Below are 15,676 nucleotides of genomic sequence, written 5' to 3'. Positions count from 1 at the left end.
ACACTACATTGTTAATCCAATCGACTTGCTTACACCCGAATTTCTTTATTGTGTATGCCTCGTTGCCTATACTATAGCTATTCTTCGTCTGCATCCTCACTAGGTAAGGGAATGTCAGCCTCAGTAGATACAACTTCTTCACTTTGCTCTACTATTGTGAGATTAGCTTGAATCTTAACCGTTTCATTCGCTAGCTTCACAGAGCTTTCTAGCTTCGGAATTTTGGCCTCATAGTCGCCAGATTCAGTTAGTTTAGATAAGTCAAACTCCACAACAATTTCGTTTAATGAATCCACAATAGATTGTGGACCTGTCACTCGAACACTTTCCTGTTTTAAAGATAGCTCGTTAATCGTTACACCTTCTGGCAATTGACCTGTTTGCTTCAGTGTAAGAGGAATTTCCCGATTATATTCTTCAATTTCCACATTGATATCTACTGTTTCTGGCTGTATCGTCACATCAAGCTTGTTTAAATCACGATCCAATACCTTCACATTCGCCTGTTGGCTAAATGATTGTGTCAATCCATCCTCTGCTTTAATCGATGCTTTTACATAATTAATTTTGTCCATAACACTTTTTGCACCTGTAACAAAAACGTATTTAGGCTCAACAGTCATGTTTTTCAATACATAGCCTTCTTTAATTTGTCTATTATTGATTTCCGGCTCTACACGAAACTCCTTCGTTACCTTCTCCTCAATAACAACATTTGCAAATGGCGGATAAACTGACACGCTTAACTTTTCAGAAAAGTTTTCAGTCTGTATTGTAACTCTATGTTGGCCAATTAACAATGAATTTAAATCGACAAATACTTTATAATCTTTCGCTAGCTTCTCACGCATGACGATTTGCATAGGTCCTTCGATCCCCAAATCGACCGTTTCTGGTAAGCCTGTGACGATTAAATTTTCGTCATCATAATATACCTCAAGCTTCACATCCTCAATAATATCCGCCTGCTGTGAGCTAGGTGTATTACGGGTGGAATCATTTTCTGATTGCACGTAAAAGAACAGTGCAATCGCAAGTAATAATGCTGTAAGACGAATTAACCAATTACTATTAAATAATCTATCCATTCTTCTTCCCCCTCCAAGTCCACTTAGAGGCCTGTGTCGCTTCCTGCTCAGATCCAAACCATGCTTTGCGTAGCAACGCTTCAAATTCCTCAATCTTCAAATCACGATGCAAGTTGCCATTGACCGTAAGGCTAATTGCGCCTGTTTCCTCTGAAACGACGATGGTAATTGCATCCGTTACTTCACTTAAGCCAAGCGCTGCGCGATGTCGTGTGCCTAGCTCCTTTGAAATAAATGGACTTTCAGATAATGGTAAATAACATGCTGCTGCTGCAATTTTATCCTTTTGCATAATAACTGCACCATCATGTAGTGGTGTATTCGGTATGAAAATATTAATTAATAGCTCTGAGGATACTGTTGCATCCATTGCTATACCTGTTTCAATATATTCTGTCAAACCCGTTTCTTTTTCAATCGATATTAATGCACCGATGCGTCGTTTGGCCATGTAGCTAACTGATTTTTTCATCGCTTCAATTAGGCGTGTTTGTTCCTCCTCTTGATGATTGCCAGAGCGTTGGAATATCTTTCCTCGCCCTAATTGCTCAAGCGCCCGCCGTATTTCAGGTTGGAATATAATAACAATCCCTACAAACCCCCACTCAATTACTTGCTTTAACAAATAATCGAGCGTGCTTAAACCGAAGAGGGATGTTGCGATTTTAGCAATCACAATAACGAATATCCCTTTTAATAGCTGGACTGCTTTTGTTCCTTGAATGAGACCAAGCAGCTTATACAGTACGTACCAGACAACGACGATATCAATAAAGCCAAATATATAATTCACAGCGGTAAAATCTGCAAATTGATTCATTATTAACTGCACGTGGCATCCCCCACTTTTCTAACTGTTGCATATCAATTGTACTTTAGCCAACCTTCGTTCAGATTTCTTTGAGCGAGTGGAAGTTAATTTGCACCACCACATGCCCCTCTCATGCAGGCTTCTCTTCAAAATCTATGATATCTCCAGAGGCTTTATTTTATAAAAAGATGATATTTTAAATATTTGTTAAAACTATGCACTCCTGCGGTTATTTGTCACACAAAAGAGCTACTGAATCATGCTAAAAATAGTATAACATACTTCCGCTTATTGTCGCTTTTTCTAAAGTATTATTACGAAAAAAATGGGTGTAGATGAAATGCTTTCCTCATTTCATCTACACCCTCTATCAAACGTCTGATTTTGAAAAAAGTTGCATCAACTATTCAAACAATGCTGCGACGTCATTTGCCATTTTCTTTATTTTATACCATAGCCAATCGAATGTTTCATTTATTTCTTCGATTTGCCCTGATACGACAGCAGTAGAAGCCATATAACTGCCATTAATTACTGTAACATTCCCGTCCACTTCTCCTTCGATGATTAAGTTGCCATTTTTTACAACAACATCACCTTTAACAACTTCACCCTTGGGTACGATAACTGTTTGCCCATCAACGACTAAATTCGATTGTGTCGTTACAGAAAATTGATTATCGTTCGGATAGCTTGCCATTAAAGTTGCCCCCATCAATAGAAAGAATACGGCTGCTGCCACAATAATCGGATGTCTGCGTAACCATTTTTGAATACCTAGTGTATTTTTACGTTTCGGTAAACGATTCATTACATTCGCCTCAAAATGTGGAGGCGCTGTAATATGTGTCGCGCTTTTGACAAATGCCACTGTATCGCTGAGCTCATGCATATGCTTTTGGCAGCTTACACAGCTTTGAATATGCTTTTTCAGCTCTTGTTCATGCTCACGTGTAATATCGCCATCTAAATAATCGTGCATGTAGTCAATGTAATGTTCAGGACACGTTCTCATGCGAATTCTCCTCCTACAAATTGTTTAACTGCTTGCGAAGTGCTTCCCGACCACGATGAATACGTGTCTTTACTGTGCCAAGGGGCATATCAAGAATTTCACTAATTTCTTGTAGCGATAGCTCTTCAATGTACTTCAGTACAATGACAGAGCGATATTTGTCTGGCAATCGGCTAATCTCGTATTGAATGCGGTCCTGTAGCTCCATCTGTTCAACAGCTTCTTCTGGCAGTTGTTCATCTGCTGCAATTTGTGAATACATATCTAGGCCATCTGTCCCTGCAACTTCCGCATCCAAATAATAATCTGGCTTCTTTTTACGAATGCGGTCAATGCAAAGATTCGTGGCTATACGATATATCCACGTTGAAAATTTCCTTTTTTGATCGTATGAGTGCAGATTAATATATGCACGAACAAATGCTTCCTGTGCAATATCCTCCGCCTCTTGCTTGTTACCAAGCATTCGATAACAAACTTGATACAGCTTGTGCTGATAGAGGTTCACAATATCGGCGTATGCGTTTTGATCACCTTTAAGCACTTGCTTTATTCTCTTGTTCACTAACGCATCCATCGTGCCAATCCCTCTCTACCTTCTCAGCTGTTAATACATATACGTACACCTTCAAGAAAGGTTTCAGTTTTTCTTTTTATTATAACAAAATTTCATTAGGAAATTGTAGTAAAATGCGCAAAAGGTGCTGAGAGAGAAAAAATCCACTCTCAACACCTTTAATGGCATTGTCTTACACTAATGTTTCACCAAATAATGAACCAATTAATGCGACAGCAACGTTTGCTGTTTTATTTTTTTCATCTAGAATTGGATTTACTTCAACAAACTCTACAGAGGTAAGAATGCTTGCCTCTTGCAGCATTTCCATCGCAAGATGGCTTTCACGATACGTAATACCTCCTGCTACAGGCGTTCCAACACCTGGCGTATACAATGGGTCTAGTCCATCTAAATCTAATGATAAATGCACACCATCGACACCGCGTTCTTGTAAATAGCGAATCGCATCTTCCATAACCGCTGTCATACCTAGACGGTCAACTTCATGCATTGTGTAAACTTTAATATTTTTTTCTTTAATAAGCTCACGTTCCCCTTCATCGACAGAGCGTGCACCAATAATAATAATATTTTCTGCCTTCACTTTTGGTCCTGCATGATGAATCGATGTTAAACGCTCATGCCCAAGCCCTAAGCTTACCGCTAATGGCATTCCATGAATATTGCCAGACGGTGTGGATTCTGGTGTATTAATATCTGCATGTGCATCAAACCAAATAACACCTAAGTTTTTATATTTTTCGAGCCCAGCTAACGTCCCAATTGCGATACTATGGTCACCACCAAGTACAAGTGGAATATGGTTTTCATTTACCGCGTCCTCCACTTTTTGTGCTAGCTTTGAGCATACTTCTACTACTTCATCTAAATTCAGTAATTTTTCATTTTGTTCTTTTTTAATAGGCGCTTTTTCTACACGAATATCGCCTTCATCCTTCACTGCATATCCTAATGCCTCTAAACGCTCTACCACCCCAGCATAACGAATGGCACTTGGTCCCATATCTACACCGCGACGTCTTTGTCCATAATCTGATGGAACCCCAATAATAGCAACTGATTTATTCATATTTTGTTAAAACTCCCTTCTGTAATAGCTCTATTGTAAAACGAAATAGGCGGTTGGCTCAACTCGACAATTTTATGTATAATCATTCAATAAATTTATAAAAATCATTGGTTCAAAACACACTAAATAGCTTATAAACGTTATTATATAAGCATTTAAATATTTACATAGAAATCCAATCACATATGCATTTCAATTTTCCTACAAAAAATACTTCCCTACAACAAATAAATGTTATAGGGAAATATTTTATTAAAAGGTTCACTATCACCTTTGAAGTTGTATTATACGATATAAAAACGCTACAAATTGAGCGCGTGTTACAGATTCCTTTGGGTGAAATGCACCATTATCACCAAGTGCAATGCCTTCTCGTTCAAGTACGGCTATATAGCCCGTGCTCCAATGATCGTTGCTTACATCAATAAATGATGCAGTTCCCTCAGGTTCTAGTCCCATAACCCCAACAAGCACTTTTGCAAGTTGGGCACGCGTCATGTTCTCACTAGGCAAAAAGGCGCCGTCTTTCCCATCAATGATACCCGCTTGCTGCAATGTCAATATCGCCTCATAGTAAGTATGCTTAGGTGATACATCAGAAAAAGCAACCGCTGAACGAATCGGGTCAAGTGTAAAAGCACGTGACAATAACAACGCTACATGCTGACGACTAATCGATTCGTTTGGGCGGAATGTGCTATCCTCATACCCTTTTATAATACCTTGCGCTACCAATTCCTCAATCATTCCTCGTGCCCAATGTGACTCAATATCTGTAAGTAGCAGCTCACGCTGAATTTCTTTTGATACCTCGCTCCATTTCGCATATAACATCATATTTTCAGTGACCAATGTATCCTCCGTCCATTTGATTGTGAAAAGTGGATCTTTATACCAGCCTTCAAATCTATAATTTTCCCTTACAGGTTTAGGTAAATTATAGATTTTTGTATTCGTTAAAATTTCTATCGACTTTAACATCTCTCCACCATTTGTCTCAAATGAAATTTTTATTGGTGATGGAATGGTCTTCTCTTCAGTCGATGGCGCATTTGTAGAATCATTACTCTCAGGTGGAACTGAAGGAGTGCTACCACCAGGTGCTGGCGGAGTAATTGGCGTATTTCCCTCATTTGTTTCATTTGCTTTCCATTGTGCATACAGCGTTATATTCTCTGCTCCCATTTGCAATGATGTATTTGGTGCATAGGCTACACCACTTCCATCCGCCTGTGTGTTCCAACCAGTGAAGGTATGTCCTGTCCTCGTTAAATTTCCAATATTACCCTTCACCATTACTATAGCGTTCACTTCATACTGTTGTGGGTCTTGTGGTACGTTTCCTGCTGTTGCCCCATTTGCCTTATAGGTAATTGTATAGGTTGGATTTTTTGTCCATTGGGCATACAACGTTACATTTTTTGTTCCCATTTGGAATGTGGAATTTGGTGTATACGTTATTCCACTTCCATCTACTTTTGTATTCCAACCTACGAAGGTATACCCTAACTTCATTAAATTCCCACTATTTCCTTGCACCGTTACCATGGCGTTCACTTCATACTGTTGTGGGTCTTGCGGTACATTTCCTGTTGTTGCACCGTTTGCCTCATAAATAACCGTATACGTTGGGTTTTTTGTCCATTGCGCGTACAAGGTTATATTTTCTATTCCCATTTGGAATGTGGAATTTACCGCATAGGCTGTTCCACTCCCATTTGGTTGGGTATTCCAGCCTGTGAAGGTATATCCTGTTATCACTAGATTTCCGCTATTACTTTGCACTGTGACGGGCATTTCTTCCTCATATGTTCCATTATCAATTGGAACTGTTCCTCCTGTCGCACCATTTGGATGATATGTCACTGTATAGCGTGACTGCATCTCGTATACGCCTAAATCAATGGCCGCACCTTGAATACGCTTTTTCCCTGCAAGGTCTGTCATTATACTATGAGCATTAGAATTCCCCATATCAATTGCTGGTGAGCCTGTTTTCAAATGTAAGTTCGCCTCTGTTGGATTGACAAATATATCATCAGATGTATAAGTTTCTGAACCTATAGGATTCCCATCAGCATCAAACAATTGCCCTTTACCTACTAATGCATCAACTAAACTGTTTGTCATCTTTCCTAAATAATCTGCATAGGATGCTGTATTTGCATTTCCGATAATGATGCTATTAACAATTTTGCTATTTACAGTGCCTCCGCGAATGGCTGTTGGCCCATTTGCATATATGGTCGCATTCATTAAACTAATATCTGTAGTATCAGAGTTATATAGTGCACTTCCTGCTGCACTATTCTTCGCTTGATTGAAAGTAAATAGTGCATTTATTAATATTGGGCGTGTATTTGCCGCATTATACATGCCGCCTCCTGTACTCGCTTCATTTGCAGTAAAAGAAACATTTGTGATGGTTGGCTCGCTACCACCACCATTGTATATGCCACCACCTCCATTATCTGCTATGTTTTCAGAAAAGATGGCATCTGTTAAGGACGGACTACTTACAGAGTTGTACATACCCGCTCCAATACCACCTGAATTAGATCTCACTGTTGCTCTATTTCCCTTAAACTTAACACCTGTTAAGGTTGGGTTGCTATTGTTATTATATATTCCGCCCCCTAACGTCGTTTGATTCATATTAAATATTACATCTGTTAAGACTGGGCTACTGCCATGATTAGACATCCCGCCTCCATACCAAGTTGCTTTATTTTCCTCAAATACTACATCTGTTAAAGTTGGATTACTTGCATCCTTATTATAGATTCCTCCTCCTTGTTGGGATGCTGTATTTTCATTAAACTTTACATCTATTAGCGTCGGGCTACTGCCAATATTATAAATTCCGCCTCCATATATTGTCTGATTTCCACTAAACGTTACATTCGTTAAGGCTGGGCTACTATTACTATTATTCATCCCTCCACCTGACCAATCTGCAGTATTTTGCTCAAACACTACATCAGTTAGCTTTGGGTTACTGTTACTATTATACATTCCGCCACCTTCCACAGCTGCTTTATTTTGTTTAAATAAGGCATCCGTCAAAATAGCATCACTTTTCCCAGTATTGTAGACCCCGCCTCCATTGTTTGGTGCATTGTTGGCTGTAAATGCAGTACTTAGTAGGATTGGATTACTGTTATTGTTATAGAGGCCACCACCGTTCATGGAAACTCTATTGTTATCAAACATTACATCTGTTAATTGTGGATTACTTGAGTCATTGTACATTCCGCCACCAGAATATGCTCTATTTTCAATAAACGTCACATTCATTAAGGTTGGATTACTTTCATAATTGTATATTCCTCCGCCATATCGGTAGGCAATATTTGCAGTAAATACTACATTTCTGAGAGTTGGGCTATTTCCACTATTGTACATGCCTCCTCCGTGCATATGCTGGTTTTGTGTAGCATGATTAGGATTCCCTGCTGTAATGATGACGCCATCAAGTATAGCTGTTTCGTTCAAGTGTAAGTTATCTGGATGATAAAATACATGATAAGCATTTCCTCCACTTGGAAGTGCACCACTTAACATCGTTTTATTATTTTGAAAATCCCGCTGTGTTAATGTTTTTTCATCCCCCGCAAATCCTCCATAAATCGCTACACCATTTTTCATTTTAAAATGTGCAGTACGAGGATCACTGTCATTATCTCGTTTGGTCGGTGTATACGTTCCCGCAGCAACCCAAATTTGGTCACCTACTACCGCCTTTTCTAAAGCCTTTTGTAAGTCTTTTACAGCATCGTCCCAGCTTGTGCCGTTATGATTGTCGTCACCGTTATTAGCATCGACAAAAATTATATTATTTTCAAGTAATATATGAGTATGCAAAGGTGCAATACGAATCAAATGCTTGCTAATCGTCACTTGTTCTTTTACTCGGAACCAGATAGCATGCTCTCCTTGCTCTGCGATGACTTGAGGTGTTGTTATACTAATCGCTTCCCATGATATACCTTCATCCTTGGACCATTCCACTTGTATACTAGCACTGTCAGCTGAAGTCGTTGTGAGGTGAATTGTGACTGGGCTTGTTGCAATATTCCCTTCCTGATAAGGCTGCCCATCCACCGTTAATAGTACATTCAAAGTTAGGTTCGTTTCTGCTACTACAGGGATACTGCCAAATACCGTATATAAACTAAGCAATAAAATGACTAATAATGCAATTGTCTGTTTCCTTATCTTTTTCATAAATACCCTCCTTTTAACAATAAATATTATATTACTTAAAAGTAATATTCAACTATAAAAAAAGAAAATACATATTTTCTTTTTTTAAATGATTAGCCTTCTCTATTTCGGATGCCCTCCAACAATAAATCGGCGATATCATTCGCTATTTCCTCTGGCCTTTTTTGTTTTGTTAATATTTTCGTAAATGTTAGTCGCTCAATAATACCAACTAAGCTTTCTGCTACCATGGAAGTATCAATGTCTTTACGAAAATAACCTGCCCTAACCTCATAATCAAGATTGTCTCGAATTTGCTCGACAATTTGTGCCTTAATTGCATCTGCTTTTGCTGATAAATAAAAGCCAATCCGCGTTAAATATGGATTTTTATCTAAAAAGGCTAGGATTTCCTTTAAATTATGCGTAACCCGTGCTTTAACTGTTATAAATTCCAATTCGGGTTGCAAACGACTTTGCTTTATAAATGCCATTAATCGCGTATGGAATAAGCTTTCTAACTCCTCAAAAATTGCTTCCTTATTTTTAAAGTATAAATAAAATGTAGGCTGGCTTAATGAGGCCCCTTTCACTATGGCACTTACCTTTGTTTCATGATAGCCATTTTGTGCAAACTCCCTTGCAGCTACTTCCAGTAATAGCGCACGGCTTTCTTCACCGCTCGCTCCTTTAGGTCTTCCTCTTTCTCCCATAGCAATGCCTCCTTATATACCTATTATAGAACGAAAAAAAGAGCTTTCAAGTAGTCATGGTTACTTGATAAGCTCCTTAAAATTGTAAAAATCTATTCGTAATAGCCCTCTGTTGATTTTATAAAGTTTTTAAATTGATTGGAGTCATGCCCAAACCATACTTCTGAATTGTTTTCTGTCGCAAATTTGCGAATGCGCTCCACTGTCGAATTATAGCCTACAGAATCATAAATAATGCCTGGAGGCTTGACCGGTGGACCATAGCTTTCAGCCGTATACACCGCATCAGAGGCTAATAAAACATTGCCATGTCCTGGTAGCTCAATATGCAAGCCTAGCATTCCATAGGCATGTCCTGGACCAAAGTTGATAATTTTAATGCCTTCTACAAGCTGCACTTCTTTTTCATGTGGCTTAATCGTGCGCCAGCGCAGTTGATTTTGAATCCAGGCCATGACATCGCCCCAAATATATGCACCCATATTGCGTGTCATCGCAAATTGCTTCATGACATTCGATAGCTCTGAATCATGCACGATAATTTCGGCATTCGTAAATAATTCGAGGCAGCCAGCATGGTCTAAATGTAAATGTGAGGCAATGACATATTTAATATCTGCTGGTCGTACTTTCAATTGTTCTAAACGATTAATCAAATAACATTCTTCACTTGCAAATGTAGGGAAGGCTTTTTGTACCCCTTCAGGCCAACGCCCATCCTCCCCCATCCCATCAGGGTTACAACCAGTATCAAACAGGATTTTCCCTTCTGGATGGTCAATTAATACAGCGTAAATCGGAAATTCTACAAACTCTGCTGGCGGATTTGGATTATCAATTGTTGCTGGGTTATGCATGGCAATCATATAATTTTTGTCCATCTTCATCGTTCCTGTGTCTAATACATATAACTTTTTGTTATTACACATTTTTCTATCCCCTTTGCTGTTTGATTAATTTCTATTTATTTGAAAGTAACAGCATCATATGCTGCCTTATAAATAGCGAAAATATCCTCTTTTTCTAATGGCATTGGACTACGTGCAAGTATGCGCGTTTGCTTTGTTGCATCCTCCGTTAAGCTCATCAGCGCATTTTCTCCAACCTCAAAACCTTTCAAGCTAGAAGGAATACCAACATCTTCAACGAGGCGCTGCAATTCCTCCACACATTTATGCGACGCCTCCTCCTGTGACAAATAGCTGCTATTAAAGCCCATTGCATTATAAATATCCTTCATGCGCTTTTCACAGGATGAACGAATATACCCCATCACATAAGGTAACAGCACAGCATTAGAATCACCATGCGCAATATGGAACTGTCCACCTAATGGATAGGCAAGTGCATGTACTCCGGCAACCCCTGCATTGAAAAATGCTAATCCCGCTAAATAACTGCCATAGCTCATTGCGATGCGCGCCTCTTTATTTTGCCCATCCTTCACAGCTGTTCGTAGCGAGCCACTAATTAGTTGGATTGCTTGTAGCGCTAATGCATCTGAAACAGGGCTGGCATTGCGTGAAATATATGCCTCGACAGCATGTGTGAGAGCATCTACACCTGTAGCAGCCGTCACTTTTGGTGGCAATGACATCGTCAGCTCTGGATCGACGATGGCTACATCTGCAAGTAAGTAGTCGTGTGTCACTACATCCTTTGTCGCCTCTAATGATAAAACAGCAATATTCGTCACTTCAGAGCCGGTGCCTGATGTTGTAGGAATTAATATTGTTGGTAGCCCTTTATGCAGAAGCTTGCGTGTTGCAGTTAAATTTAAATAATCTTTGACATCACCTTCATGTACAGTAATAATCCCGGCTAATTTAGCTAAATCAAGTGCGCTTCCTCCACCTAAGCCAATGACCATATCGCTTTGATGCTCCCGCGCATAGGCTACAAGCTCCTCTGCTACCGCTAATGGTGGCTCTGGCACAACCTTTGTATAGACATTAATCGTTAAATTGAGCGCTTCTAATGGGGCTATAATTTTTTGTGTTAAGCCCATTTCATGTAAAAAGGGATCTGTCACAAGCAATATGTTTTGTCCTCGTAAACGCTGTACTTCTTCTGATAAATAATTTAGAGAGCCCCAGCCTGTATAGCTTAAAGGGGCAAATGTGATTTTTTCAGCCATTTATAGCCCTCCTTCTTGATTCCAAATAACAAGCTTTGTTTCGGTCATTTCATGAATAGCATATTTGACGCCTTCTTTTCCTGTCCCGCTTTGTTTAACGCCACCATATGGCATTTGGTCAACGCGATATGTTGGAATATCATTAATGACTACACCACCGACTTCAAGCTGTTTAGAGGCAGTAAATGCTGTTGCAATATCCTTCGTAAAAATACCTGCCTGCAAGCCATAATCTGAATCGTTGATTGCCTTAATCCCCTCCTCTATGGATGAAATTTTATTGATGCTAACAATCGGTGCAAACACTTCCTCACAGCTTACTTTAGAGCTCGGATTGACATTCGCTAAAATTGTAGGTAGCAATACGCCATCTTTAACTGTCCCACCGTATAGAAGATTTGCACCTTCTGCTACTGCTTCATTAATCCAATGCAATGCTCGCTGCTGCTCTTTTTCATGAATCATCGCTGAAATATCGGTTGTTTCTTCCAATGGAGAGCCTATATGCAAGCCTTTCGTTTTCTCTACCATCTCTGCAACAAATGTCTCAAATACATCCTCTACAACATAAATACGCTGTAGCGAAATGCACACTTGACCTTGATTTGAAAATGCACCTGTCACACATTTATTGACAACATGCGGAATGTTAACACCTTGATCTACAATCAAGCCTGAATTCGAGCCTAGCTCAAGCGCTACACGTTTTAACCCTGCCTTTGCTTTAATTCGAATGCCGACTGCTGGACTTCCTGTAAACGTTATCATTTTTATCTTTTCATTTTCCACCAGCGCATCGCCAACGATGCCACCGCTTCCTAGCACTACATTAAATGCCCCTTTAGGCAACACTGTTTGCTCAATAATTTCTGCTAAAAACAACGCTGACAGTGGTGTTTGTGACGCAGGCTTTAAAACAATCGTATTACCAGCTGCAATAGCTGGTCCAACTTTATGTGCCACTAAATTTTGTGGAAAGTTGAATGGCGTAATCGCTGCTATAATGCCTAGTGGTTGTTCTAGCGTATAAGCAAAGCGGTTTTGTCCTGTTTTTGCCGCATCCATTGGAATCATCTCACCAACTAAACGCTTTGCCTCATCACCTGCAAAGCGATATGTTTCAACCGTGCGATCAATTTCACCTAGCGCATACTTTAATGGCTTGGAGCTTTCCTGGGAAATAATTGTTGCTGCCTCTAACCGCTTTACTGCGAAAGCCTCAGCAATTGAATAAAGAATGTTGGCTCTTTCTAGTGCTGTTAAATTCGCCATTGCTTGTTGTGCATTTTCAGCAGCATCAACAGCAGCTGCGATATCCTCCTTTGCTGCTTGCGGTATTTGCGCAATCGTTTCCTTTGTATATGGCGATTTTAGTTCAGTATAACTTGCAGTAGAAACCCACTCGCCATTGATATACATTTTTTTTTGCAACTTAAGCACCCTTTCATTATTTAGAATTTTCAGTTATGAATACGTAACCATTTTATTATAAAAAAACACGCATTGATTAATACGTATTTTATTTTACAGTCTTTCTATTAAAGAGTTTAACAGATTCCGTAATACGCACGCAAGAATTTTTTTTATTTTCAATCATTTCTGTAAGCTTAGTTATGGCGATTAACCCTAAATTTTTTTCTGTTGCATGCCCTACTGTCGTCAATTGAATTTGTTCATATGCGGCTAGTTCCACATTATCGATACCGATAACACTTATATCTTCCGGCACACGAATATTTCGTTTTAGCAATTCATCAATGACATTTAATGCAATCGAGTCAGAAGCACCAATAATAGCCGTTGGTACAGTCGGTTGCTGTAATAAATAATCAATTCCTTGGCTAATACTTGTACGCGTTGTATTCGAATGATATATATATTCCTCTGGTATCGTTTCCCCTAACACACGTAGCGCCCCTTTAAAACGATTTGCGTATGTGCTAACAGTTAAATGACCGCCTACATAGGCAATATGTTTATGCCCTACCGTTTGTAATGTTTGTGCTGCGATATAGCCTGCCTGTTCATTATCGATTTCAACAAAGTTTTCATTCGATTGATGCTTACGATTAAATGTAATAAAAGGGATATCCAATCTCTTGAGTTTTTCAAAAAAAGGATCCTCATACAAAATACAAGATAAAATAATTCCGTCCACTTTTCGTTCTAAAATTTTCGAATAGGCATGCTCCAATTCCTCATCCTGAACAAATTGCACGTCTACTTTATACCCTTTACTGTTAGCATATTTGACAATAGCAGCCGTCGTATCCGAGAAAAAAGGATTATGTAATGGCCCAGATAATAAGGCAATTGTATTTGTTCGACTTGTTACAAGCAATCTCGCCTGTTCATTTGGAATGTAATTTAATTGCTCAATAGCTTTCAACACTTTATTAACTGTTGATGCTTTTACTAGGTCTGGAGTATTCAAAACACGTGAAACTGTCGTCTGTGATACACCAGCCAATTTTGCAACATCTTTTGATGATACGATAGCTCATTCACCTCTACAAACTAAAATAACAAAAAAATCTATAATTAGTTTAACATATTTTTCAACAAATACTGCTGTGTTTATAAACACTGAAGAAGGATACTTTAATATCCTATTTCACAAAAAAGGAGTACCTAAAAGTTTTATCTTTTAGATACTCCTTACATAATGATGAGCCATGAAGGACTCGAACCTTCGACCCTCTGATTAAAAGTCAGATGCTCTACCGACTGAGCTAATGGCTCAAAAAAATAAAAAAAATGGCTGGGGTACTAGGATTCGAACCTAGGCATGACGGAATCAAAATCCGTTGCCTTACCGCTTGGCTATACCCCAATCATTTTAAAAGATGGTGGAGGGGGACGGATTCGAACCGCCGAACCCTAAGGAGCGGATTTACAGTCCGCCGCGTTTAGCCACTTCGCTACCCCTCCGGCATAACACTTGAAATGGTGGAGGATGACGGGTTCGAACCGCCGACCCCCTGCTTGTAAGGCAGGTGCTCTCCCAGCTGAGCTAATCCTCCATAATTGAGTGCTATACAATATAAATTTAAAATGGTGACCCGTACGGGATTCGAACCCGTGTTACCGCCGTGAAAGGGCGGTGTCTTAACCACTTGACCAACGGGCCATTACCTCAAACAAGACAAGTATTATAATAGCATGTTTTTTTAATTTGTACAAGCCTTTTTTGAAAAAATAATTTTTTATTTAAACAATACTAATATAATGTTGTCATTTCCATTAATAAGCAAAAAAATGGCTCCGAAGGCAGGACTCGAACCTGCGACCAACCGGTTAACAGCCGGTTGCTCTACCACTGAGCTACTTCGGAACGTTACTATTTACTTATGCACTTCGTCATCTGCTACTAAGTACATTAATTATTATATCAAGCATTTTAATTATTACAAGCACTTTTTTAAATAAACAAAACTTTATCTATTATCTCATTTAACGCTCTTCTTAAGTGTGGCTATTTAAATAAAATTTAATCAAAAGAGTGTTCTTATTATTACATATGAGAGCAGCTTAAAGGACATGATTCGCCCATTTTAACCAGCGGTGCATCCTGTTGTGAAGCTATACTCAACTACCATCAGCGCCCTCAACACAGCACAGCAGGGGGAAGAAAATTATTTTACCTTTAAAAAATAATCGCTAAGATCATTCCTCATAATTTAACATATAGAATGCTTGAACATTTAGTGTTTATGGCAAAGTCTATCGGCAAGTTTTTGTATTCTATCAGCAGCTTTATCTGTTCTATCAGTAACTTTGATACTTCTATCGGCAAACTACGAAGCTTCGTTCTACTCTCATAAGATTTTTCAACCATATTTTGTATTATAGGAGACTTTAAATGAGAGCTATCAAAAATAATTCGCCTATTTTGGGTAGAAATTCGCCCGATTATGCATTGAACTCGCCCGTAAAACAACTTATTTGGCCCAATTTAATTAGCGGGGGATTTTATATGCACAAAAAAACCACTGAATATTCAGTGGTCTCATTGTTGCGAAGCGATGTCCTACTCTCACAGGGGGAAACCCCCAAC

12 protein-coding genes and 6 tRNA genes are annotated in these 15,676 nt (G+C 39.1%); 1 reads left to right on the top strand and 17 read right to left on the bottom strand.

All coding sequences use genetic code 11. From position 1 onward, the window contains the following. Positions 1-77: 77 nt before the first annotated feature. The 17 genes from M3Z76_RS11400 to M3Z76_RS11320 all read right to left on the bottom strand — a co-directional run bounded on the left by M3Z76_RS11400 (position 78) and on the right by M3Z76_RS11320 (position 14,953). Entirely contained in the window at positions 78-1,088 is a 1,011-nt protein-coding gene (locus tag M3Z76_RS11400; protein WP_293926981.1) for a CdaR family protein, read from the bottom strand. Further along, entirely contained in the window at positions 1,081-1,908 is an 828-nt protein-coding gene (gene cdaA / locus M3Z76_RS11395) for a diadenylate cyclase CdaA (protein WP_293927147.1), read from the bottom strand. The genes M3Z76_RS11400 and cdaA overlap by 8 nt, the downstream gene beginning before the upstream one ends. A gap of 394 nt (positions 1,909-2,302) precedes the next feature. After that, positions 2,303-2,914 (bottom strand): anti-sigma factor family protein, encoded by a 612-nt coding sequence (locus tag M3Z76_RS11390; protein WP_293926978.1) that lies wholly within the window; start codon positions 2,912-2,914, stop codon positions 2,303-2,305. A gap of 13 nt (positions 2,915-2,927) precedes the next feature. Then, a complete protein-coding gene (sigW, locus tag M3Z76_RS11385; protein WP_293926976.1) occupies positions 2,928-3,491 on the bottom strand; it encodes an RNA polymerase sigma factor SigW in 564 nt (187 codons plus the stop codon). Between the two features lie 172 nt (positions 3,492-3,663). Further along, a complete protein-coding gene (gene rocF, locus M3Z76_RS11380) occupies positions 3,664-4,563 on the bottom strand; it encodes an arginase (protein ID WP_293926973.1) in 900 nt (299 codons plus the stop codon). A 267-nt stretch (positions 4,564-4,830) separates the two neighbouring features. Continuing rightward, a complete protein-coding gene (locus M3Z76_RS11375) occupies positions 4,831-8,790 on the bottom strand; it encodes an InlB B-repeat-containing protein (protein ID WP_293926970.1) in 3,960 nt (1,319 codons plus the stop codon). A gap of 92 nt (positions 8,791-8,882) precedes the next feature. Then, a complete protein-coding gene (locus tag M3Z76_RS11370; RefSeq protein ID WP_293926967.1) occupies positions 8,883-9,482 on the bottom strand; it encodes a TetR/AcrR family transcriptional regulator in 600 nt (199 codons plus the stop codon). Between the two features lie 92 nt (positions 9,483-9,574). After that, a complete protein-coding gene (gene ahlS, locus M3Z76_RS11365) occupies positions 9,575-10,411 on the bottom strand; it encodes an AhlS family quorum-quenching N-acyl homoserine lactonase (protein ID WP_293926964.1) in 837 nt (278 codons plus the stop codon). Between the two features lie 35 nt (positions 10,412-10,446). Next, complete coding sequence (locus M3Z76_RS11360; RefSeq protein ID WP_293926961.1) at positions 10,447-11,619, bottom strand: iron-containing alcohol dehydrogenase; 1,173 nt, start codon at positions 11,617-11,619, stop codon at positions 10,447-10,449. Continuing rightward, a complete protein-coding gene (locus M3Z76_RS11355) occupies positions 11,620-13,050 on the bottom strand; it encodes an aldehyde dehydrogenase family protein (RefSeq protein WP_293926958.1) in 1,431 nt (476 codons plus the stop codon). An 88-nt stretch (positions 13,051-13,138) separates the two neighbouring features. Further along, entirely contained in the window at positions 13,139-14,116 is a 978-nt protein-coding gene (locus M3Z76_RS11350; protein ID WP_293927144.1) for a LacI family DNA-binding transcriptional regulator, read from the bottom strand. A 172-nt stretch (positions 14,117-14,288) separates the two neighbouring features. After that, positions 14,289-14,361: transfer RNA gene (locus tag M3Z76_RS11345), tRNA-Lys, on the bottom strand. 16 nt (positions 14,362-14,377) lie between these two features. Then, positions 14,378-14,452 (bottom strand) — tRNA-Gln (locus M3Z76_RS11340). A gap of 14 nt (positions 14,453-14,466) precedes the next feature. Continuing rightward, positions 14,467-14,550, bottom strand: a tRNA-Tyr gene (locus M3Z76_RS11335). Positions 14,551-14,566: 16 nt separating this feature from the next. Beyond that, a tRNA-Val gene (locus M3Z76_RS11330) sits at positions 14,567-14,642 on the bottom strand. 32 nt (positions 14,643-14,674) lie between these two features. Further along, positions 14,675-14,749 (bottom strand) — tRNA-Glu (locus M3Z76_RS11325). A 129-nt stretch (positions 14,750-14,878) separates the two neighbouring features. Next, positions 14,879-14,953: transfer RNA gene (locus M3Z76_RS11320), tRNA-Asn, on the bottom strand. Between the two features lie 528 nt (positions 14,954-15,481). Between M3Z76_RS11320 and M3Z76_RS11315 the strand changes: the two genes are divergently transcribed. Next, positions 15,482-15,676: hypothetical protein (locus tag M3Z76_RS11315; protein WP_295656390.1), on the top strand; the 195-nt coding region annotated here is incomplete at its 3' end.

The organism is Metasolibacillus sp., from assembly GCF_025291715.1.
GTDB lineage: Bacteria > Bacillota > Bacilli > Bacillales_A > Planococcaceae > Metasolibacillus > Metasolibacillus louembei.
The sequence above is the reverse complement of the archived record's forward strand: the minus strand, read 5'-3'. Positions and strand labels throughout refer to the sequence as shown.

Bases quoted from the DNA above. Each gene is read 5' to 3' on its own strand.
- M3Z76_RS11375 (WP_293926970.1), bottom strand. From the start codon at position 8,790: ATGAAAAAGATAAGGAAACAGACAATTGCATTATTAGTCATTTTATTG.
- M3Z76_RS11370 (WP_293926967.1), bottom strand. From the start codon at position 9,482: ATGGGAGAAAGAGGAAGACCTAAAGGAGCGAGCGGTGAAGAAAGCCGT.
- M3Z76_RS11400 (WP_293926981.1), bottom strand. From the start codon at position 1,088: ATGGATAGATTATTTAATAGTAATTGGTTAATTCGTCTTACAGCATTA.
- ahlS (WP_293926964.1), bottom strand. From the start codon at position 10,411: ATGTGTAATAACAAAAAGTTATATGTATTAGACACAGGAACGATGAAG.
- sigW (WP_293926976.1), bottom strand. From the start codon at position 3,491: ATGGATGCGTTAGTGAACAAGAGAATAAAGCAAGTGCTTAAAGGTGAT.
- cdaA (WP_293927147.1), bottom strand. From the start codon at position 1,908: ATGAATCAATTTGCAGATTTTACCGCTGTGAATTATATATTTGGCTTT.
- M3Z76_RS11390 (WP_293926978.1), bottom strand. From the start codon at position 2,914: ATGAGAACGTGTCCTGAACATTACATTGACTACATGCACGATTATTTA.
- rocF (WP_293926973.1), bottom strand. From the start codon at position 4,563: ATGAATAAATCAGTTGCTATTATTGGGGTTCCATCAGATTATGGACAA.
- M3Z76_RS11360 (WP_293926961.1), bottom strand. From the start codon at position 11,619: ATGGCTGAAAAAATCACATTTGCCCCTTTAAGCTATACAGGCTGGGGC.